This window comes from Burkholderia sp. Bp9143 (genome assembly GCF_003853645.1).
Lineage (GTDB): Bacteria > Pseudomonadota > Gammaproteobacteria > Burkholderiales > Burkholderiaceae > Burkholderia.
On the sequence record NZ_QTPO01000008.1, the window covers coordinates 179,586 to 201,711 of the forward strand.

General features: G+C 63.8%; 13 protein-coding genes and 3 pseudogenes. 10 read left to right on the top strand and 6 right to left on the bottom strand.

Annotation, left to right across the window (positions count from 1 at the left end; genetic code table 11):
- The first annotated feature begins 403 nt into the window (after positions 1-403).
- From DIE23_RS08425 to DIE23_RS08445, 5 genes are all read left to right on the top strand, one after another.
- Entirely contained in the window at positions 404-1,675 is a 1,272-nt protein-coding gene (locus DIE23_RS08425; protein ID WP_124611698.1) for an MFS transporter, read from the top strand.
- A 27-nt stretch (positions 1,676-1,702) separates the two neighbouring features.
- Positions 1,703-4,123, top strand: a complete 2,421-nt coding sequence (locus tag DIE23_RS08430) for a glycoside hydrolase family 31 protein (protein WP_124611699.1) — start codon at positions 1,703-1,705, stop codon at positions 4,121-4,123.
- Between the two features lie 127 nt (positions 4,124-4,250).
- On the top strand, positions 4,251-5,438 hold the full coding sequence (locus DIE23_RS08435) for a porin (protein ID WP_124611700.1): 1,188 nt from the start codon (positions 4,251-4,253) through the stop codon (positions 5,436-5,438).
- A gap of 285 nt (positions 5,439-5,723) precedes the next feature.
- Positions 5,724-7,745: a BCCT family transporter gene (locus DIE23_RS08440; RefSeq protein ID WP_124611701.1), complete on the top strand. Its 2,022-nt coding sequence runs from the start codon at positions 5,724-5,726 to the stop codon at positions 7,743-7,745.
- A 58-nt stretch (positions 7,746-7,803) separates the two neighbouring features.
- Positions 7,804-8,115 carry a hypothetical protein gene (locus DIE23_RS08445; protein ID WP_124611702.1) on the top strand — a complete coding sequence of 104 codons (312 nt, stop codon included), beginning with the start codon at positions 7,804-7,806 and terminating at the stop codon, positions 8,113-8,115.
- Between the two features lie 87 nt (positions 8,116-8,202).
- Here DIE23_RS08445 and DIE23_RS08450 read toward each other — a convergent pair whose 3' ends face one another.
- On the bottom strand, positions 8,203-9,051 hold the full coding sequence (locus tag DIE23_RS08450) for a class I SAM-dependent methyltransferase (protein ID WP_124611703.1): 849 nt from the start codon (positions 9,049-9,051) through the stop codon (positions 8,203-8,205).
- A 180-nt stretch (positions 9,052-9,231) separates the two neighbouring features.
- On the opposite strand from DIE23_RS08450, the pseudogene DIE23_RS08455 reads away from it, so the two are divergent.
- A pseudogene (locus DIE23_RS08455) lies at positions 9,232-10,695 on the top strand (metallophosphoesterase family protein).
- Positions 10,696-10,850: 155 nt separating this feature from the next.
- A complete protein-coding gene (locus tag DIE23_RS08460; RefSeq protein WP_124611704.1) occupies positions 10,851-12,203 on the top strand; it encodes a cytochrome-c peroxidase in 1,353 nt (450 codons plus the stop codon).
- Between the two features lie 257 nt (positions 12,204-12,460).
- Here the strand turns inward: DIE23_RS08460 and DIE23_RS08465 are convergent.
- A pseudogene (locus tag DIE23_RS08465) lies at positions 12,461-12,574 on the bottom strand (transposase domain-containing protein); the annotation flags it as partial.
- 626 nt (positions 12,575-13,200) lie between these two features.
- Positions 13,201-13,737, bottom strand: coding sequence for a hypothetical protein (locus DIE23_RS08470; protein WP_260435998.1), 537 nt, complete (start codon positions 13,735-13,737; stop codon positions 13,201-13,203).
- Between the two features lie 119 nt (positions 13,738-13,856).
- On the opposite strand from DIE23_RS08470, the gene DIE23_RS08475 reads away from it, so the two are divergent.
- Positions 13,857-14,258, top strand: coding sequence for a hypothetical protein (locus tag DIE23_RS08475; protein WP_124611705.1), 402 nt, complete (start codon positions 13,857-13,859; stop codon positions 14,256-14,258).
- A 161-nt stretch (positions 14,259-14,419) separates the two neighbouring features.
- The gene (locus DIE23_RS08480) at positions 14,420-15,673 is read left to right on the top strand and encodes a UvrD-helicase domain-containing protein (protein WP_260435997.1); all 1,254 of its coding nucleotides are present in this window, start codon (positions 14,420-14,422) and stop codon (positions 15,671-15,673) included.
- A 232-nt stretch (positions 15,674-15,905) separates the two neighbouring features.
- Here the strand turns inward: DIE23_RS08480 and DIE23_RS08485 are convergent, their stop codons facing one another.
- From DIE23_RS08485 to DIE23_RS08495, 3 genes are all read right to left on the bottom strand, one after another.
- Positions 15,906-16,598, bottom strand: a complete 693-nt coding sequence (locus DIE23_RS08485; protein ID WP_124611706.1) for a DUF2290 domain-containing protein — start codon at positions 16,596-16,598, stop codon at positions 15,906-15,908.
- The gene (locus DIE23_RS08490) at positions 16,591-18,708 is read right to left on the bottom strand and encodes a DEAD/DEAH box helicase (RefSeq protein ID WP_124611707.1); all 2,118 of its coding nucleotides are present in this window, start codon (positions 18,706-18,708) and stop codon (positions 16,591-16,593) included. The genes DIE23_RS08485 and DIE23_RS08490 overlap by 8 nt, the downstream gene beginning before the upstream one ends.
- A gap of 187 nt (positions 18,709-18,895) precedes the next feature.
- On the bottom strand, positions 18,896-21,883 hold the full coding sequence (locus DIE23_RS08495) for a hypothetical protein (protein WP_124611708.1): 2,988 nt from the start codon (positions 21,881-21,883) through the stop codon (positions 18,896-18,898).
- Positions 21,884-21,933: 50 nt separating this feature from the next.
- Here DIE23_RS08495 and DIE23_RS08500 point away from each other — a divergent pair.
- Positions 21,934-22,126: pseudogene (locus DIE23_RS08500) on the top strand (IS3 family transposase); the annotation flags it as partial.

The following is a 22,126-nucleotide window of genomic DNA, read 5'->3' on the forward strand; positions in this document are numbered from 1 at the left end:
CCGACCGGAAAAAAATAAATTTTCATCAGGGTTGTCACGCCCCCTGCCGGGCCCGGCTGATGCAGTCGCTCGCGCGAAGGCCGCTCGGCACCGTCAGGCGGGCGTTCGGCGCTCAGTCGTCGTGCGACGCACCAGACACCGCATCCGCAGACTCATCGGGAAAACCCCGGGCACGTTCGTTCGAATGCAGATTCACGTTGACCGGATTCGAATTCGAACATAGGATGTTCGAAAATGATCAGTCGTCAGATAACATTGGCTTCCAACCGGAGTGGAATGTTCGATTGAACACGGTTATTCCGGGAAAAATCGGGCGTATCGGCGCCTATCAAGATCGGACATCGTACAAATAAGACGCGGCGAGCCCCCCCGCCGGGCAACTTGCATGGATCAGGAGACAGCAGTGAAAACAGTCAAGGCGTTGCGCTGGTGGATCATCGTGCTGGTATGTCTCGGCACGATCCTCAACTACCTCGCACGAAATTCCCTCGCGGTGCTTGCGCCGGAGCTGAAGCATGTGTTCGACATTTCGACGCAGCAATACTCGTACATCGTCGGCGCGTTCCAGATCGGCTACACGATCATGCAGCCGGTGTGCGGGTTCGTCGTCGACCTGATCGGGCTGCAGCTCGGGTTCGCGCTGTTCGCGATGCTGTGGTCGGTGGTCGGCGTCGCGCACGGCTTCGCGTCGGGCTGGCTGTCGCTCGGCATCCTGCGCGGCTTGCTCGGGCTGTTCGAGGCCGCCGCGATTCCGTCGGGGATGAAGGCCGTCGCCGAATGGTTTCCCGATCGCGAGAAATCGGTCGCGGTCGGCTATTTCAACGCGGGCACGTCGCTCGGCGCCGCGATCGCGCCGCCGCTCGTCGTGTTCCTGTCGATGCGGTTCGGCTGGCAATCCGCGTTCATGGTCACCGGCGCGCTCGGCTTCGCGTGGGCCGCGCTCTGGTACACGCAGTACCGGTCGCCGGCCGATCATCCGCGCCTCACGTCGCAGGAGCGCATGCTGATCCGCGACGGCCAGGCCACGATGCCGGCCGTGTCGAAGCGCCGGATTCGCGACGTCGTCACCGCGCGCCGTTTCTGGGCGATCGCGCTGCCGCGCTTCTTCGCGGAACCCGCGTGGCAAACCTTTAGCTTCTGGATTCCGCTGTACCTCGCCACCGAGCGCCACATGGCGCTCACGCAGATCGCCATCTTCGCGTGGATGCCGTTTCTCGCGGCCGACCTCGGCGGCATCGCCGGCGGCTACCTGTCGCCCTACCTCGCGAACCGGTTCAAGCTGCCGCTCGTATGGTCGCGCGTCGCCGGCGTCGCGCTCGGCGCGGTGCTGATGCTCGGGCCGGCGATGATCGGGCTCGTGTCGTCGCCGTATACCGCCATTGCCCTGTTCTGCGTCGGCGGCTTCGCGCACCAGATGATCTCCGCGCTCGTCAACACGCTGTCGGCCGACGTGTTCGATCCCGAGGAAGTCGGCACCGCCAGCGGCTTCGCGGGCATGGCCGCGTGGATCGGCGGGCTCGGCTTCTCGCTGCTGGTCGGCGCGCTCGCCGACAAGATCGGCTACGCCCCGCTGTTCGCATGCCTCGGCCTGTTCGACATCATCGGCGTCACGCTGCTCGCGATGCTGATCCGCGGTCAGTCGAAGCAGGAACGCCTGCTCGCGCAGCACGCCTGACCTCCGCACTCACCAGGAATCGCCTTCATGACTTCGCTTCTTCATCCGCCCGTGTTCCGCGTCGCCGCCCGGCAGGCGAACCGTGTGCTGCTCGCGTCCGACACGGGCGCGACCCTCGAGATCTTCGTGCTCGAGGACGACATCGTGCGCGTGCGCGTGCTGCCCGACGCGACGGCGCGCAATCCGCGCACGTGGACGATCGCACCGGGCCTCGATGACGTGCCGCTCGAAGGCCGCGACCGTCTCGACCTGAGCGGCTTCGCGCTGCCCGCCTACGACTTCGCCGAAGACGGCGGCGGCGTGCGCATCGAGACCACGCAGATCCGTCTCGCCGTGAGCCGGCAAGGCGGCCATTGCACGTGGTCGATGCGCGGCGCCGACGGCGCGTGGCGCGTCGTGCTCGCCGACCGCGCGACGCAGGCGTACAACTTCGGCTGGTGGGACAACCGCGCCTATCACTATGTCGCACGCGAACGCGGCGACAAGGTGTTCGGCCTCGGCGAACGCGCGGGCGACCTCGACCGCACCGGCGCGCGCTTCGAGATGCGCAACATCGACGCGATGGGCTACAGCGCGAAGCACACGGACCCGCTCTACAAGCACATTCCGTTCTACGTGACGTGGTCGCCCGACGCGTGCCAGGGCTTCGGGCTCTTCTACGACACGCTGTCGGATTGCGCATTCGACATGGGCCGCGAGCTCGACAACTACCACGGGCTGTATCGCTACTTCGTCGCCGAGCACGGCGATCTCGACTACTACTTCATCGCGTCGCCGGACACGCCGCTCACGGCCGCACGGCGCTTCACGTGGCTCACCGGGCGCCCGGCGCGCACGCCGAAATGGGGGCTCGGCTATTCGGGCTCGACGATGAGCTACACCGATGCGCCGGACGCACAACGGCAGATGAACCAGTTCGTCGAGCAGTGCGACGCGCACGACATCCTGTGCGATTCGTTCCACCTGTCGTCGGGCTATACGTCGATCGGCGCGAAGCGCTACGTGTTCAACTGGAACCGCGACAAGTTCCCCGACGCGAAGGGATTCGTGCAGCACTACCGCGACCACGGCATCCGCCTGTGCGCGAACATCAAGCCGTGCCTGCTGCGCGACCACCCCGCTTTCGACGACGCCGCGCGGCGCGGGCTGCTGATCCGCTCGGCGTCCGGCGAGCCGGCGTGGGTGCAGTTCTGGGACGAGGTCGGCGCATATATCGACTTCACGCAGCCGGACGCCTACCGCTGGTGGCGCGAACAGGTCACGTCGGCGCTGCTCGATTACGGGATCGAGTCGACGTGGAACGACAACAACGAATACGAGATCTGGTCGCCCGACGCGATCGCGCACGGTTTCGGCCAACCGTTCCCCGCGCGCGAGGCGAAGGTGCTGCAGACGATGCTGATGATGCGCGCATCGCGCGAAGCGCAGCGCACGCATGCGCCGGCGCAGCGGCCGTTCCTCGTGTCGCGCTCCGGCGGCGCCGGCATGCAGCGTTATGTGCAGACCTGGTCCGGCGACAACACCACGTCGTGGGAAACGCTGCGCTACAACCTGAAGATGGGCCTCGGGCTCGCGTTGTCGGGCGTGTCGAACATCGGCCATGACATCGGCGGCTTTTCCGGTCCCGCGCCGTCGCCCGAACTGCTGCTGCGCTGGGTGCAGTTCGGCATCTTCATGCCGCGCTTCAGCATCCATTCGTGGAATGACGACGGCACCGTCAACGAGCCGTGGATGTATCCGGAGATCACCGCGCAGATCGCGTCGCTGATCAAGCAGCGCTACCGGCTGCTGCCTTATCTCTATCACCTGCTGTGGCTGTCGACCACGCGCTACGAGCCCGTGCTGCGGCCGACCTTCGGCGACTTCCCCGGCGACCCGCGCTGCTACGACGAATGCGACGACATGATGCTCGGCGACGCGCTGCTGGTCGCGCCGGTCGTCGACGCCGGTCGCACGGAGCGCTCGGTCTACCTGCCGTCCGGTGCGCGCTGGCTGTGCTGCGCGAGCGCGCAATCGTTCGACGGCGGCGCGAGCGTGACGCTGCCCGCGCCGCTCGACACGCCGGTGATGCTGTTGCGTGAAGGCCGCGTGCTGCCGCTGAACGTCGCCGGGCAACGGTTCGGCGCGCGCGCGGACACGCGCGGCTTCCTCGTCGCGCCGCGCCTCGGGGACGGCGTCGCGTACGGCGAATGCGTCGAGGACGACGGCGAAACGGAAGCGTGGCGCGACGGCGAATACGGGCTGTGGCGCATCGAGACCGGACGCCAGGCGTCGGGCGAACTCGGCGTGTCGGTCCGCTGGGACGGCCGCATGCATCGCCCGGCCGAGCGTGTCGAGATCCTGCTGCCGGCGTCGCTGCAAGGCGCGCTTGCCGTACGCGGTGCGCGCATCGAACACGATGCCCGCGACGGCGCGTGGCGTCGCATCGTCATGGCACTCGACGACTGACCGCGCAAGCGCGGGCAAGCGCCGAACCCTGATCGGGCGGGCCGTACCCGCGGCCCGCCCCTCCCCCCTCCACCAAAGAGGAGGCCGGTCAGCCTCCCGCCCCCCTGAAGAGACTTGGAGATCGACAATGAAATCAGCGCAACATCGCTATGCAATCCTGATTTTATCGGCCGCGTCGCTCGGCGCTTCCGTCGCCCATGCACAGAGCAGCGTGACGCTGTACGGCGTGGTCGACGATTCGCTCGCGTACGTGAACAACCAGCAAGGCCACTCGAACGTGTACATGCGCGACGGCAACCTGTATGCGTCGAAGTTCGGGCTGCGCGGCGACGAGGATCTCGGCGGCGGCACGCACGCGATCTTCGACCTGCAGTCCGGCTTCAACCTGAACACCGGCGCGCAAGCTTCCGCCGGCACGATCTTCAACCGCCAGGCCTTCGTCGGGCTGCGCAACGACCATTACGGCACGGTCACGGCCGGCCGCCAGTACACGCCGTACTTCCTGCTGGTCGGCCCGTACGCGTCGAGCAGCTGGCTGACCGGCGCGACGGGCGCGCATCCGGGCGACATCGACGGCCTCGACACGACGGTCCGCGTGAACAACTCGGTCACCTACACGTCGCCGACCTTCTCCGGACTGACCGCGAGCGCGATGTACGCGTTCGGCGGCATCGCCGGCGCGACCGGCAAGGGCAACACGTTCAGCGCCGCGCTGCGCTATGCGAACGGGCCGGTCGGGATCGCGGCCGGCTACCTGCGCATCAACAGCTCGGGTTCGTCGGCGGGCTTCCTGAATCCGGCGACCGCGGCGTCGGGCAGCTTCGCGGTGTCCGCGCTGAACCAGGGCTACCTGACCGCGAAGGCCGTCGAGCAGGTCGCGGCCGCCGGCAACTACACGCTCGGCAACCTGACGATGGGCCTCAACTACTCGAACGTGAAGTACCTGCCCGGCAACGGCTCCGCGTTCACCGACACGGCCGTGTTCAACACCTACGGCGCGCTCGCCGCGTACCGCTTCACGCCGACCTTCTCGGTGGCCGGCGCGTTCTCGTACACGCTCGCGTCGAAGGCGAACGGCGTGTCGGACGCGGCCCGCTACCAGCAGTATTCGCTGAAGGAGTCGTACAGCCTGTCGAAGCGCACGACGCTCTATGCGCTGCAGGCGTACACGCATTCGAGCGGGCAGACGCTCGGCGCGCTGGGTGCCGGCCATATCGTCGACGCGATGCCGATCGTCGGCGATTCGCAGCAGCTCACGCCGTCGACGACGCACGGCCAGTTCGTCGGCATGGCCGGGATCGCCGTGACGTTCTGAACCCACCCGGCAGCGCATCGCCCGCCTCCGCCCCGGACGATCGGCACCGTCCGGGGCGCCGGCTGACGCTCCTCGTCCTCTGCTTCATTCGCACGCAGCGCGCGGCGTGCGGGTTTTCGCGATCACCCCGATACCTTACAATTCGTCAGGTTGATCCCTGCTGCATGCCCCTTCTTGCAGTCCTGACACCGCGGTACACTCGACGCACGCCGTATCAGGGTCCGACGCGCGACCTGCGCGCCGGGCGGCGTCGCGCCTCGTTGCGCCCACAACTGGATGCCAGCCATGCCAGATTCCCGTCCCTCGCCCCGCACGACATTCAAGCCGCAGGTCGTGCTGCCCGCGCTCGCGGTCATCGGCGCACTGCTCGTCGTATGCGCGCTGCTCCCGAACGAAGCCGGCGCGCTGTTCTCCTCCGGCCAGCAATGGGTCGTCGCACGCTTCGACTGGTTCTACGTGCTCGCCGTCACCACCTTCCTCGTGTTCCTCGTGCTGGTCGCGGCAAGCGACTTCGGCAACATCCGACTCGGCCCCGACGACGCCGAACCCGAGTTCAGCTTCCTGTCGTGGACAGCCATGCTGTTCGCGGCGGGCATGGGAATCGGCCTCATGTACTTCGGCGTCGGCGAGCCGATGCAGCACTTCCTGAAGCCGCCGACCGTCGACCCCGGCACGCCTGCCGCCGCACGCGAGGCGATGCTGATGACCTTCTTCCACTGGGGCTTCCATGCGTGGGCGATCTATGGGCTGATGGGGCTCGTGCTCGCGTACTTCGGTTTCCGCTACAACCTGCCGCTGACGCTGCGCTCCGGGCTGTATCCGGTGCTGCGCGAACGCGTGAACGGCTGGATCGGCCACACGGTCGATGCGTTCGCGCTGGTCGGCACGGTCGCGGGCATCGCGACGACGCTCGGCTACGGCGTGATGCAGATGAGCGCGGGCCTGCATACGGTCGCCGGCTGGGACACGAGCGGCAACGCGTTCCGCATCGGGCTCGTCGCGATCGTCGTGATCCTGGCCGGCGCATCGGCCGCGAGCGGCCTCGACAAGGGCGTGCGGCGGCTGTCCGAGCTGAACCTGCTGCTGGCTTTCCTGTTGCTCGCGTTCGTGGTCGTCGCGGGTCCGACGTCGTTCCTGCTGCGCGCGCTCGGCGACAACATCGGCCAGTACCTGTCGAATCTCGTCGACCTGTCGTTCCGCACCTATGCCTACGCGCCGCCGCGCGAGGAAGGCTGGTTCGGCGGCTGGACGATCCTCTACTGGGCATGGTGGGTATCGTGGTCGCCGTTCGTCGGCATGTTCATCGCGCGGATCTCCCGCGGCCGCACGATCCGCCAGTTCGTGATCGGCGTGTTGCTCGTGCCGACCGCATTCAATCTCGTGTGGATGACCGTGTTCGGCAACAGCGCGATCTGGCTCGACACGCACGGCGCGGCCGGTGCGCTCGCGCAAACGGCTGGCAGTGTCGACGCGCTGCTGTTCCGCTTCTTCGATTTCCTGCCGCTGCCGCAGTTGCTGTCGATCGCCGCGATCGTGCTGATCGCGGTGTTCTTCGTCACGTCCGCCGATTCGGGCGCCTTCGTGATCGACCAGATCGCGACGCGCGGCGCCGCGCATTCGCCGGTCTGGCAGCGGCTGTTCTGGGCTGCGCTGCTGGGCGTGACGGCGGCCGTGCTGCTGGTCGCGGGCGGGCTCGGCGCGCTGCAGGCAATGACGTTGATCGCCGCGTTGCCGGTCGCCCTGATCATGCTCGCGCTGTGCTACGGGCTGTGGCGCGGGCTCGCGGCCGATCGCGTGCACTATTCGCAGGACGTCGCGCCCGCGACGAGCTTCTGGACCGGCCAGCACTGGCGCCATCGCCTGACGCACATCCTGCGGCAAACGACCGAGGCCGACGCGCGCCAGTTCGTCGCGGAAACCGTCGAGCCCGCACTGCGCAAAGTCGCCGACGCACTGCGTGCGGGCGGCGTCGATGCGCACGTGCAACGCGACGGCGACGACGCGGTACGGCTGACCGTGCCGACCGCGGAGCACCGCGATTTTGTCTATGGCGCGCGCGTGACGGCGAAATCCGCGGCCGCCTTCCTCGTACGCGAAGCGGCCGAGCCGGAATCGGAGCGTCCGCAAGTGTACGGTATCGTCACGTTCTTCGAGGACGGCCGACTCGGTTACGACGTCGAATACCTGCGCGGCGACGAACTGAGCGCCGACGTGCTGCGTCAATACGAACGCTACGTCTCGCTCGCGGCCGACCAGCGTACGCACCTGCTGAGCCGTGCGCCGGGGCACGCAACGGAGGCAGAATGAACGAGACCGCCGTGTTCATCGCGTTGAGCAGACGCGCGGCACCCGACGGAGCCGCACGATGAGCGGCCTTCCGCTCGACCGTACCGGCGACCTCGTCGCACTCGCGACGCTCGCGGTGCTTTACCTCGGCGGCGTCGGCCTCGCGCTGTGGCGGATTCGCACCGCCACGCCGCGCGGCAGGATCTACTGGATCGTCTGCATCGCGCTGCTGGCCGGCGGCGCGATCGCGATCACCGCCAACCTGTCGCCCGTGCCGAACAGCGGCGAGATGCCGCCGGGCTTCGCGCTGGGCGTCGAGGCGGTGCTGCTCGGGCTCGCGCTCGTTGCGGCCGGCTGCGCGTGGCTGATGCTACGCGCAAGGCGCGGCTGATCCCCGCCTGTTGCACGGCACCGCTTCGTCACGCGTGAACAGCTCCGCGCGTGTCGAATGGCGGGCCGCCGTCCTTCTCGTGATGCGTCATGCGGACGGCGCCTGTGCCGTGACGAGCCAGCACGCCGCGTCGAACCGCACGTCCGCGCCCTGCACGTAGCGCTCGAACGCGGCGCGAACCGTATCGATCACGCGCCGCCGCGTCGCGTCGTCCACCTGCCGAAGCGCGAGCCCGACCGGCCCAAGTCGTGCGATGTAGTCGTCCAGCGCGGACGCCGGCAACGCGCACGCGATATCGATCGGCTCGATCGCGATGTCGGTCCAGCCGCTGTCCGACAACACCGACGCGATCCGCTGCCGGTCGCCGAACGCGAATTGGCCCGGCGCCCCCGGTTGCCGCGCCGGCAGGTTCGGCAGCAACGGCGCCGCGACACGCTCGGCCGTCGTCATGAACGGATTGTCGGCGGCGCCGCGCCATGCGACCAATCGCAGTTGCGCGTTCGCGCGCGCCGCGTGCCGGAGATTTGCGAAGGCGCGTACCGGATCGTCGAAGAACATCACGCCGAAGCGCGACACGATCAGGTCGAACCGACCCGGCGCGAATGCATGCGTCTGCGCATCGGCATGCACGAAGCCGGCGTCAAGGCCGTCGCGTTCGGCACGTGCCTGTGCGACGGCAATCATCTGCGCCGAAATATCGACACCCGTACAGTGCGCATCCGTGCCAAGCCGCCGTGCAATCGCGAGCGTCACCGCGCCGGTGCCGCAGCCGACGTCGAGCACGCGGCGGGCGGACGCCGCCACCGCCGCATCCGCGAGCAGTGTCTCGAACGGCTCGAACATCCGGTCGAGCGCACGCCGCGCATCGACCCACGCCAGCCCCGACGGGCCGTTCCACAGCGCAGACTGCGCTTCGTTTGCCCGGCTGTCTTCCATCGTCGATTCTCCTTTTTGTCCGCGTCGTTGACCGTGATCCGGACTATGCTGCTTCAAGCCGGCTTGAAGTCAAGGCCGCGATCGCGGCACGACGCGCACGCCGTGCGCCCGTCGTGCCCGCCCTTCACATTTCTTACATTCGTGCTGCGTATCGTTGACGGCTTTCCTACGGTGCCTCCCATGCGACGACTCCTCTCTCGCGCGCTGCTCGTGCGCTGCGCTCCGTTTGTTGCCCTCGCGGTGCTGTCCGCGTGTTCGAATCACATCGACACGCCCGCCGATCCGGCCAGTGCCGCGATCAACGTCCAGGCCGCGTGGGTCGAGATCGGCGATGCGAACCAGGCGATCGCGCGCGTGATCACGAACTACAGCCCCGCATCCGCGAGCGATCCGCTGTGTCCGCAACTGTCCGTCGACGGCAAGCTGTCGCGCATGACGCTGCGTGCCGGCGCCGCGACCGTCGCGCAACGGACGACCGCCAGCGCCCCGGCCGACTCGAAACCGTCGAGCTTCCCGGTGTCGGTCTGAGAAGCGACGCTGCCGGCCGATGCGCAGACGGCGAGCGTCGCGGGCCGCGCGCTGCCGCTGCCGAAAGCGCAGCCGCAGCGCATCGCGATCATCGCCGACACCGGCTGCCGGATGAAGAAGGCCGACAACGCATGGCAGGCGTGCAGCGACGCGATGGTCTGGCCGTTCGACACGATCGCGGCGAGCGTCGCGAAGCTGTCGCCGGACCTCGTGCTGCACGTCGGCGACTTTCACTACCGCGAGAACGCGTGCCCGTCCGACATCGCCGGCTGCAAGGACAGCCCGTGGGGCTACGGCTGGGATACGTGGCAGGCCGACCTGTTCCGCCCGGCGGCGCCGTTGTTCGCGAAGGCGCCGTGGGTCGTCGTGCGCGGCAACCACGAGGAATGCGCGCGGGCCGGCCAGGGCTGGTACCGCTTCCTCGATCCGCGCCCGTATTCGGCCGCCCGTTCGTGCGACGATCCTGCCAACGACAACGACGCGAACTACTCGGATCCCTATGCGGTGTCGCTCGGCGGCGGCACGCAGGTGATCGTGTTCGACACCGCGAAGGTCGGCCGCAATCCGCTGAAGACGACCGACGCGCAATTCCGCATCTATCAGAAGCAGTTCCAGACGGTCGCATTGCTCGCTTCGAAGGCCGGCATGTCGACGACGATCTTCACGAACCACCATCCGATCCTCGCATTCGCGCCGATCGCCGGCAGCACGCCCGCGCCGGGCAACCTCGCACTGCAGTCGGTGATGGCGAGCCTGAACGCGCAGGCGTACTACCCGCCCGGCATCCACGTCGCGCTGCACGGGCACGTGCACGACTTCCAGGCAATCAACTTCTCGTCCGGACATCCGGCGACGATCGTGTCCGGCAACGGCGGCGACAACCTCGACGTCGCGCTGCCCGATCCGTTCCCGGCCGGCCTGACGCCCGCGCCGGGCGCCGTGATCGAACGGCTGTCGCACCACAACAGCTTCGGCTTCCTGATCATGGAGCGACGCGCGGCGCCGGCGACGGGCTGGGTGTTCCATGCGTATTCGGCGGCAGGCAAGCTGCTCGCGTCGTGCGACCAGTCGGGCAACACGCTCGCATGCGACAAGACGGGGTTCATCACGCCGTGAGTGACGAAGTTCGATTGGATGACGATTTGACGGATTCGACCGGCCGGCGGCAATCGATGGCCGGATCGCGGAGGCCGACGGTTTCGTCGGCGGCGGCTGCCGGGCGTCCGGTTTCCGCTTCGGTTCCGGTCGCCGGCGGCGGCCGGACGGTGCGCATGCTTGCCGCGGCCGCGCTCGCCAGCGCCGCGCTCGCGGCCCATGCCGCACCGTCCGAAACGATCCTGCTACCCGGCGCGCCGCCGGCGCGCGTCGTCAGTACGATCGGCAACGGCACGCCGCAGGTGACCGGCAAGGTCGACGCGGCGACCGCCCGTTTCGCGCCCGACCCGACGCTCGTCTCGCTGGGCCGCCGCATCTTCTTCGATCCGCGGCTGTCCGAGCCGCGCGGCATGTCGTGCGCGGGCTGCCACGATCCGGGGCGCGCGTTCGCGCCGACGCTGTCGGCCGCTTCGCTCGCGGGGCCGGGCGTGCCGGAAGGCAGCCGCCCCGGGCGCTTCAGCCAGCGCAACGCGCCGTCGCTACTCTACGTGCGCTACGTGCCGCGCCGCCACCTCTACCAGGATGACGACGCGCCCGCCCCGTCGCCGTTCGGCGGACTCTTCAGCGACGGCCGCGCGGACACGCTCGCCGAACAGATCCGCGGGCCGTTGTTCGACCCGAACGAGATGAACAACCGGTCGCCGGCCGCGCTGCTGCGCAAGGCCGACGACACCGGACTGGCGAACGATCTCGCCGCGCGCTTCGGCGCATCGGTGCGGCGCGATCCCGAGCAGCTGGTGCGCGCGCTGGGCACGGCCGTCGAAGCCTATCTGCAGAGCGACGACATGGCGCCATTCACGTCGCGCTTCGACGCGTTCCTGCGCACGCGCGAGCCGCTCGCGCCGGCCGAGATGCGCGGCCTGGCGCTGTTCCGCAATCCCGACAAGGGCAACTGCATGAGCTGCCATACGCTGTCGGAGACATCGAGCCGGCCGGAGCGCTCGCTCTTCACCGATTTCGGCTACGACGCGATCGCGGTGCCGCGCAACCGCGCGCTGCCCGCGAACCGCGATCCGCGCCATTTCGACAACGGCCTGTGCGACACGGCAATGCGGCTGCGCTGGCCCGAGCCGACGCAATGGTGCGGCTACGTGCGCACGCCGGGGCTGCGCAATGTCGCGGTCAAGCAGACGTTCATGCACAACGGCGTGTTCACGACGCTGCGCGACGCGGTCGCGTTCTACAACACGCGCTCGACCGACCCGGGCCATTGGTATCACGGTGCCAGGACGTTCGACGACGTGCCGGCCGCGTATCGCGGCAACATCAACGTCAATTCGACGCCGATGAACCGCCGGCCGGGCACGCCGCCCGCGCTGACCGATGCGGAAATCGACGACATCGTCGCGTTCCTCGGCACGCTGACCGACGCGCGCTACGCGAATCTCGTCCCACACGTCGCCCCCGCCGAGCCTGCCGCCCGGATCACCGGATCGCCGGCCGCCCACATCGCCGCGCCGGCGCGCTGACCCTGGCCGAACGGCCAGGTTGTTGAGGTAACCATAAAACTTCCGAGGGATTCCCCACTTAACTTCCGCTGCGCGCCTCGATATCTGCAATAGAACCAGTTCCATCCGGCGAACGATTCCCCAAATAGCTTCCGTGTATCGCTTCCTTGAACCATAAAACTTCCACGGGAAATATTGAGCCTGCGCTGCCCGTGATTTCCTGTTCGAACCGCGGCCCCTTGACGGTACGGCCAGCCAACGCGTCTTGACGAGCGAGTTTAGGCGGCGGTCGAGAGAGGCTGCCAGCGATGCGGCGGCAGCGCGTCGATGTCGCTGGCCTTGTGGGTCGGCAAGCGTGTGAGGACGTCCTTCAGATAGGCGAGCGGATCGAGCCGACCCCATCCGATAAAATCGTCCCCCTTTCCCTGGTCTGCCCCTTGACGCGAATACGTCAGCCCTAGGGTTCGGATAACCGATTGATCAGCCGACAAGCTGCGCAACCATCTCCCGCTCCCATTGAAACGCCGTCATGAACCCACCGAGGTCGCCCACGATTCCATCTCAGATCGCGAGTCGAATCGGGTCTGTAATCAACTCACGAGTTGAGTCGAAGAAGGCCCGCAATCGCTTAGCATCACGTTCCCCGGGGCCGCGCACAAACGTCTGCGGAATTCCGCGACGAACCCAAAGTTGGCCAGGAGATGCTGTCGTGGCCAAAAGTTCTATGATGAATTTCGTATGCAATATCATGGACTTGCAATCAGGGGCATATCGTAAGTCAATGTAAACTGACGTCGAAAATCAATGTAAAAGCCTTGCCCCGCCAAGATAAATTTGGCGGTGCACTACAAGATCAATCTCTTGGTCACCATTGATGATGGCACCGGCGTGGACGAAAGATGCGAGGAACCGCAACCCCTGATCCAGGAATAAGGCTTTCCTTAGCGAAAACCGGCACTTTAGCTGCACAGCTAAAGTGCCGGTTTGCGGATCGTGATCAGCGGAGATTGAGGCAGATCTAGCCGCGCGCACGCAACTCGCGCAGCAGCGCCGGCGCGGCGATGATCTCGCGTGCTGCGGCGCTCATGCGCTCGAGGATGATGTACTCGCCCATCAGGCTGTGCAACGGCTTCTCGCGCGTGACAGCGATGCCGCATCGCTCGCAAAGCGTGCGCAAAAACTTCATCATGAAGACGTGCACGCGGTCCAGAGCTGTAGCACGCTCGTTCGCCCCGATCGCGGCCCGAATGTGCTTCGCCGCTGCGGTAAAGTCCAGGGCGTTGACGCATGCCGTAAAGGCGTCCATCTCGGGGACCAGACTGCTGAGTTTCAGGCGGGCAATGATCGCTTCGACGGCAGCGCGCTGCTGCGGGTCGTCCGGCAAGCATCGGAACTCCTCACCCCATTCGATCAGCGCGTCGAGCGCCTGAGCCACTATGTGGTCGGATTCCAGCTCCCAGAATGCGCGCATCCGCTTGGCCTTCGACGTGCCTTTGAACTGGTACTTATCGTCGTCGATGTTGAGGCCAACCTGCTCCTGGAAAAATTCACCCATCGTTCGGTCCGAGAAGTTCAGCACAAATCCGCCGCCCATGTCGAGGAACGGTTCAAGGCAACGACGATCGGGTGAGGTGAGGCTACCTGCAAACGCGCGTCAGGCTCCACTGCGAGGAGTTGAGCGCCGAGAACCGCAAACGTGTGTTCAAGAAGGGCTGGGTGCGGGGCTACGACCTGATCTTCACCGAAGCGTTCAAGATCCCCTTCGCCGACGGCCCTGTGCCCATCGCCGCCCTGGAAGACATCGTACTGACGCGGAACAGCATCCAGCACGACCTGGAGGTCACCACCAACCGGCCCAAGCACGCCGACCGGAAACCGGGCGCCGCGCGGTCGGTGTTCCTGGACGCCCGCGAGGTCGAGCTGCTCGATCGCCTGGACCCGGACACGCAGACCTGGTTGGCACCGCCCACGGTGCACGTGAGCCAGGCCTCCCTCGAAGCCACGATCAACACCGTGGAGCGCTTCGTCGCCTGGCTCGACGCGGCCATCGAAGAGAAACTGTACGGTTCCCGCTGAGATCTGACAGATCCGAAGCCTCCTATGCCGTCGCACCGGAGACGCAAATGCTTTAACGTGGCATGATCGCCTGACCGCAAAGCAGCGTCAGGCGATCATGGCGCGACCGGCTCTCTGGTCCACGGACGAGACCGGTTTCCGGGGATATTGCAGGGTAGACAATGAAAAAAGAATGGGCTCCCTCCGCGTGGGGCCGAAAACTGACACGATCGCCGAACTGGCGCCTCATCCTTGAAGGCTTGAAACTGTCGGTGACGGTGGATGGAAAAACGCACGACGTCAACGTCGACAACACCGGCTCGTACCGTGTGAATCGGGGAGTCTTCTGGACCGACATCACGCTCCACCCTGGCCCCTCGCGGATCGTGAAGGTGGACGGGCTGCCCAACGCCCGAGGGACCGATTTGACCAGTGCCGTGGAAGCCGCGCTGGTCGAGAAGCAAATCCGCGAGGACGTGGCGTTCCTGCGTAACGTTCATCAAACCGTGCTCGACTGGCTGGAACACAAGACCCAGCAAGAGCAGGCTGCGGAAGCCGGTCGGCGATGGCTCACGCACGAGGCGCAGGCGGCCATTGAAGCGGCCCGACCGTCCATCGACGTGAAGGCCATTCGTGCGCGCATGAAGAGGGCGAACGTGCACGCCAGGCTGGGAAAGGACGCTGCCGATATGGAGCGCTCCCTCGTCCAATGGGAAACCAACCATCGGCCCTTCTGGGCCTCCCTCAACGCGGCCCATACAGAGCGGGAGCTGAGGGCGTGCAAGGAGCTGTTCGACCGGGTGGAACGTAAGCCTCTGTCCGAGGAGCAAGCGCGGGCGGTGATCTGCTTCGACAACCGCGTGCAGGTCGTTGCTTCAGCCGGCTCTGGTAAGACGTCCACCATGGTGGCAAAAGCCGCCTACGCGATCGACCGGGGCTTCGTCGCGCCCAAGCGGATCGTCATGCTGGCCTTCAACAAGCAGGCCGCCGTCGAACTGGCGGACCGTGCCGCCAAATCCTTCGAGCGGCTGGGCATGAACGACGTCGCGGTGGAAGCCTCAACCTTTCACGCCCTGGGCCTTCGCATCATCGGCAAGGCCACGAAGGAAAAGCCTGACATCCCAGATTGGGCCACAGACACTGCCGGCGGCATCCGCAAGCTCACCGAGATCGTCGACCAGCTCAAGGACCGCTCGGCAACCTTCCGGACCCAACTCGAGCAGGACGGCGCGGCGTCGATCACTGACACCGACGGCGAGATCGTTCAAGAGGAAGAATGCCCCTCGTGCAAACGAGGGGTTCTGGTCATGCGTCCTGGGCGCTACGGAGAGTTCCGTTCATGCTCTAACTTCCCTGCTTGCAGCTATAAGCCCCAGAAGCCGGGAAAGACAACCAACAACCAGAAAGCGATCAGGGCTAGCCAAGTCGCACGCTGACTAGCCTACCGTAGTCACACGGATACCTGGACAACCTGGCAGCGGAGACGGAGAGCGTGAACGAAAAGAGCTCCGGTTGGCTCCACGGTGCAACCTCCGCCGCAGTATAGAAATTCTCGTTGATCAGCTGCCGGCAACTGTATGCATACGCCTCGCGGGATGCGCCAGTGATCAAGCCGCCGTGATCGGATTTTTCTGGTTCACTGGGCATGGGTATAGTCGGCGGCGAAAACTACGCCATATAGAAAGCCTTGGTTTCGTGCGCAAACTTGTCCTCGGGCGTCGGCTCACACGCCCCTCGCTCCTTTTCGAGCAACCGATCAAATTCGTTCGTCCGCGTTTCGCCCTCGCCTTCGGTAACGGCCTCCCAGTGAGGTCGGAAGTACAGCTTGGCAATAACCAGTGAGAACGCAAGCGGCGTCAGGCGCGGCTGCAGCACCCATCGGTCGTCCCCATAAGTACCGATATGAAAGTGCGAGACCGGATGCACGCCTGCGTCATACTGCTCGACGTTGTACTCATACCGAACGACCGGTCGCCGATAGTTCACCGGCTGGGACTCTGCGAAAGTCATCATCATCTCAACGTCTGCGGCTTCGTCCGTACCAAGCCGCTGCTGCAGCTGAGCGATCAGGTCGAGCGCGTTAGTCGTGAATGGCGATGGGTAGAATGCGTAACGGACATCCTCTGCGCTGGTGTACGAAAACTGGAAATACGAGAAGTCCTTCAGCGCGAAGTTGTATTGACCGAGCTTGAGACCCGTGAAAAACACGTCGGTGTACGGACGCTCCGTGTCGAGCGCGACCCGGTTGAACTCTTTGCGGACCGGCAAGGACGTAGGGCCAGCCAACGGCTGCGCCAGTCCGAGCTGCGAGAAGAAGTCATGCGCATCTCGCAGCGAGAGCGTGAATGCCTTTTCATTCACTTTTGCTCACCCCGTCCGTCCACGCCTGTGCGTCATCGTCCGAGAATCCCAGGTCGGACATCGTGCGCAAGTACTCCTCGCGTGCTCGCCGCGCCTTCGCTTGCCTCTGACTCAGGTCCCGCTGAAGCGTCTCCACGTTGGCCAGATTCGGCCATTGGAATTCAAGCTTCGGGGCTTTGGCAAGGGCAGTCTCGATTTCATCGAAGAGTGTGCCGGCATATTTCGCCAAGCCGCTGATGCGCAGCCAGCACTTGGTACGAGTAAATGCGGTAAACAGCCGGTTGCGAGCGGTACGACCGGATAGGCCGGATGCCACTGCATCGATTCCCGCGACGAAAACTGCCGGCGCTTCGTTGCCCTTCGCCCGATGCACAGTACTCAGGGTGATGCGCCCTTCAAAACGGAACGTCGATGCCGAAAATGGGTTGTTCAGGACGTCGTGCGTGCCGATACTGCGCTCCGCGAATCGCTGCGTCAGCCCCTCGTGATAGTTCTTCGCATTCCGATCGTCCAGGCAGATGATCAGGATATCGTCCGGTTTCAGCCCTTGCTCAAGCAGTCGCATGACCTCGACCACTATCATATCGAGTTCCTCCGGGAAGCTATCCGCTCGATAGAGCTTGATCAGTTCTTCGCGAGGCTCCAAAGCTGGAATGGAGAGCGGACTGTTCTCGGCGGGCCGGGTAATGACAGTCGGCGAGCCGGTCGTAAAATCTCCTTGCTCGACCACATAGCCGACGTCCTCCCAATGTCCACGATCCTGCAGCATCTGCACAATGTGCTGGCCATATATTCCCAAACCAACTGCGTGACTGCACACAAGCACTTCCCGCGGATTACGATAGCACTTATATAGAACTAGATCGTTGCTCACGTACTCGCCCAGTCCAAGACGCGCGGCAGAACGATCGAGGTCAACATACGCCTCGCCGTTCGCGTCGACCCCGAAGAGCTCACGCGGCGTTCGCATCTGCGGGCTGAAGATCGATTGAAGCTCGTCATACGCCCAGATGATCGTCTTTTCGTCGCGCACTCCCTTGGTAAGGCTGTACAGCAATCGGAAGAAGCTCTCGGGCAGGTCTTGAGCCTCGTCGACTAGCACAACGTCGTATTTGGGCTCAACGCGCGCTTTCTGGTTAAGCTCGGCACATATCCCGTCGAACGTGACCGGAGCGGTACGGCTATACGTGCGCGGCGGGATCATATGCTCGACACAGGTGTTGTAGTAGACACCTGGTTCGCGTGTGCCGCCCCATCCATGCAGGACATGCAGATTGTCCCAGTTCGGGTCCGAATCCCGAAAATGACGATAGAAGCGGGTGATCTGTTTTCGGATCGTCTCGTACAAGCTCCGCGTGTAGAACGTGAAAAGTATCTTCTTTTCGGGGTTCGTAAGCAGAATGTGCGCGGCCTTCCAGGCAAGAATGATTGTCTTGCCCGATCCAGCAAGTCCGCGAATCCGCTGCGGACCGAGCGCCACGGTCAGTGCCGCGCGCCGCTGATTCGCATCAAAATTCGCGATCTCGTCCTCTAGGGCACGCAGAACCATTGCCTTGGGCTTTGACTCGTCGACCGCAGCCTCTCGACTCCCGCTTTTTGAGAGCGCTTTGACACCTTCGATGACGCTACGGGCTTCCAGAAATTCGGTTTCCGTAAGCGCATCACGTTGCGCCTCGGCGATCGCGCTCCGAACGCCTTCAAATGACGAAACGATGACATTTTCGCTCTCTCGTCCACCAACATCGACGCCCTGCGGCAGATAGAGGATCGTCGTGATGTTGAGCTTCAGCGCGTTCCGACCACTGCGTAGGCGTTTGCTTGCCAGCAGTTTCGAGTACAGCAGGCTGTGGAACTCATCCAGCATCGCGTCGCTCTTGTCGACGTCGAATGCGGTGTCGGGCATGGAGACGACGATCGCGCCTTTCTCGGGGTGCAAAATGAACACCGCGGGCTGAAACAGCTCCTCCTCGTAGTCCCGAAACAGCGGAAAATCGTAATAAAGAATTGCGCGTTCGAGCTGCAGTTCGGCTGCATGAGCCTGAAGGTCATCGATCAGCAAGCGACCGACAGGATCGTTTTTTAAACGGGCGGAGGAGACAACCTTTTCCATGGAACACGCACCTTGGTCTGGGGTGGCGAAGCGCACAAACGCGCGATATTTATAGGCTCACGATTGTACGCGTGTTGCGGCGCTCCGAAATAAGCCTCGCTGCATGCAGGAAAGACAGCGCACACCCCTGTACAGCGGCCGACGCAAACCGTGCACCACCGAAACAGGGAGACTGCTTCTGGGCCTGTCAAAGTGTAAGCTGTCTAACAATGAGAAGTGGGTCATTTCGCGCCAATTCCATTGCCGCCACCCAGGAAGGTTCCGAAGCGCAGCCTTCAATGTGGCGCCCCATGGCGACAAGCACTCTCACCGCCGCAACCCTCAACAACGGGATAGCATGCAAATTGAACTTGGCCGTTTCATTTCGCGTCCTGTACTGCAGTCCATTGAGCAATGCGTAGAGGGATGCCGTGAGAGAGCTTCGGTGCTCCTGGAAGTGCATCGAATCGACGTATTCCAACATATCAAAAATAGCATCGAGTTTGTGCTCGATCAAAGGCTCCGGACCGCTGCAAATCCCGTCAACCAGGTAGGCAATATAGCGCCGGGTGTCTAGTGTTGGCCGCACACTTTCCTTCACCCACACCGATGCAGCATTCAACGCCGAAACCACCACATATCTGTTCGGGTTCAACTCAATCGTACTGGTCGTAATGTCGAGTACAGCCGCCGTTCGCGTGGGCCACCAGCGCAGGCATGCGAACAAAAGTGGAGAAAGCGGAGAACCCACCGCAACACCGGCGTCCCACAGCTCCTTAAACCATTCATCAAGTTTATTTTTCCTGACAGCTTCGATAGAGAGCCTTTCCGAAAAAACTCGATGAACAACATTTGCTATGAGGCGCAGTCGTGCGCCAACCAGATCTCGCGCGCTGTCCCAATTCGATTCCGTCGTGGCGCGCAGAACGAGCCGCCGACCTTCGGCTTGTGACCAATCGCGCAGTTTATTGATCTCTTTGATCAACTCCGGCTCGGTCCATTTCAGATCTACGCCCTTACTGACGGACAGCAAGAGTCCAATCAGAAACCCTTCGTCGGGGGAACCGATCGCCAGTCTTTGCTCCCCCATGAAATCAGCCATTCTCTCAATCGGACTGATGTTCTCATTCGACACCCACTGAACGAACTTCTCCTTGACGGTCGACGTCTTCGAAGGCAACGGCCATTTGACAAATGCTGCCGCGTAGAAATTCTCGAATTTCGGAATGTCGTTGGGACCAACATTCCGCCATATCAAGAGCGAAAATCTTTTCTTCTGCGCCGACGTCATTAGGCCCGTGCGATAAAACCAGTCAAGACGCTTTACGCAGTCTGCAAGCTCATGCCGTTGCTCGGCGGAGGCAAGTTCCTCCATCTCGTCTAACGCTCGCGCGGCGGCGGCTTCCCACTGGTCACTTGGCTTCAACTTCGTTGGCGTGCCGATGGAATGCACGACATCCGGCCATGTTCGCCTTTCGAGATAGCGAATCCCCTTCGGCGACAGCGACAAGAGCTGGGGTCCTAGACGATTGATTTCCGTGTCGGGTAACAGACGAACAGCGCGTTCGAAGAACTTCGCGAAGACATCGTGGAAAGAGTAGTCGTCCCGAATCGCCGGTACGCTGTATAGCTGCACGGCAGCCTCGCAAAGCGCCACGGCATCGGACGGCTCGAGGCGAAACGCAACTCGGGATGCGATATCCAGCAAGAACTTCACGGTGGACGCGTCCCCATCGTCCCAGCGCGTGTTGACTGTGATGGACCGGACAATTCCGATTGCTTGCTGAAACAATTGGCGCGCCACGTCTGCATCCAGGGACGCAATCGTGGGAAGATCCAGTGCGCTTCCCGAGCTACTATCTTCCCTGCTACTGGCCCGCGAAAAAACTCGCAAGTTCGCCGTCGCATTGTCCCGCGCGAGGATCCTGTAGCAGGCCAACAGACTCTGAGCCGTGAACGACACCATGCCGACCGACGGCGGCAGCGATGCACGTTCCACTAGCCGAATGTATGCGATAGCCGCGCTCGTCCCTTCTTTACGAACCACTTGCGCATACTTTCCAGTCGGTATGCTTGTCGAGTCGAGCTCGATGGCACTGAGGTTGAGAGCTTCCTCTGCGATATCTATCTCGTATCGCACCTCGTCCGTGAGGAAATTGGGATGCTCGACGTTATCGCGCGCATTTTGGTCGCGTATCACTTCGCGTTTAGAGGTCTTCGCAGACTTCTCCTCCTCTTCGGAGATACGCGCCTTGAGGCCCGGCTCCGGAGACCAGCTACCGCTACGCTTATGACGAGAGGTAGAACCGAACGGGGGTTCATCAGCAACCTCGACAGCATATCTAAGTGCCCCAAGAAGCCACTCCGCCCACTGTTCGCGTGATAATAGGTGAGCAGTTTCTCCTTCGAACTGAATCGCCTGCCTGATAGCTAGCAGGCCGTCCTCTACAATTCCATAAGCGCGTCGAACGACGCCAACCTCTCCGAAAAGTGCGCCGAGCCGAATTGGCCAGTATGGGTCGACGTCTTGCTTGACCACCAATTCGAGGTCGCCGAGCAAGTTGATCGCCGACCGCTTGTCTCTCTGCTCAAGGTGAAACAGAATCTGTTCATGGAGCATTGAACAGCGCAGTTCCGCCGACAACGGCACGGCCGACAGTCGCTTCAGTTCAAGAAGCCAATTCGCGAACCTCGTTGAATCGCTGCCTTCGCGTGCGTGACGGAGCATCTCTAGTGCCAGGCGAACTCTGGTGTGCTCGAGTTCCTCCAGAGAGGGCTGGGCAGTTGTGACTGCATCGGGCAAAGCAGCGGTTGGCGTAGCGGTGCGCCGTACTGTGTGAGCGAAGTCTTCGACGATGAGCTCAACGATCGGGTTAGATAGACGAGATAACGTCGTCTCGTGAATCCAGGCAATTTCCCTTAGAAGCACCAACCTGAACCATTGAGGCATCAATGGCGAACTCTTCTTAATGGCAATCGATACTCGCCCAACCGACGATGCGTTGTACAGCCGTTCGCGATTGCTGGCAGGTGCCACGAGCCAGCCCGGATAATCTTGACGATTACGTTGAGCAACGCGCTGCCACTCCACGAGCTCGGTGACTGTGGGATCTATACCCTTCAGCTCACTCCCCGCGTTGTGATATGGCCAGTCTGCACGCCGCAACGGGGGTGTCTCCTGCCAGTAGTCGAGCACTGAACCGCACCGGATTTTGTGGAGGCTCGTATTCTTGAGAGAATCGAGTCATGAACAAGAAGGCAAGCAAATTTTCCCCGGAAGTGCGGGAGCGCGCAGTGCGTCTGGTACGCGAACAGCGTAGCGAACACCCGTCGATGTGGGCAGCGGTCGAATCGATTGCGCCGATGATCGGCTGTACGCCGCAGACGCTGCTGGATTGGGTCAAACGCGACGAGGTCGACCGCGGGGAGCGCGATGGCG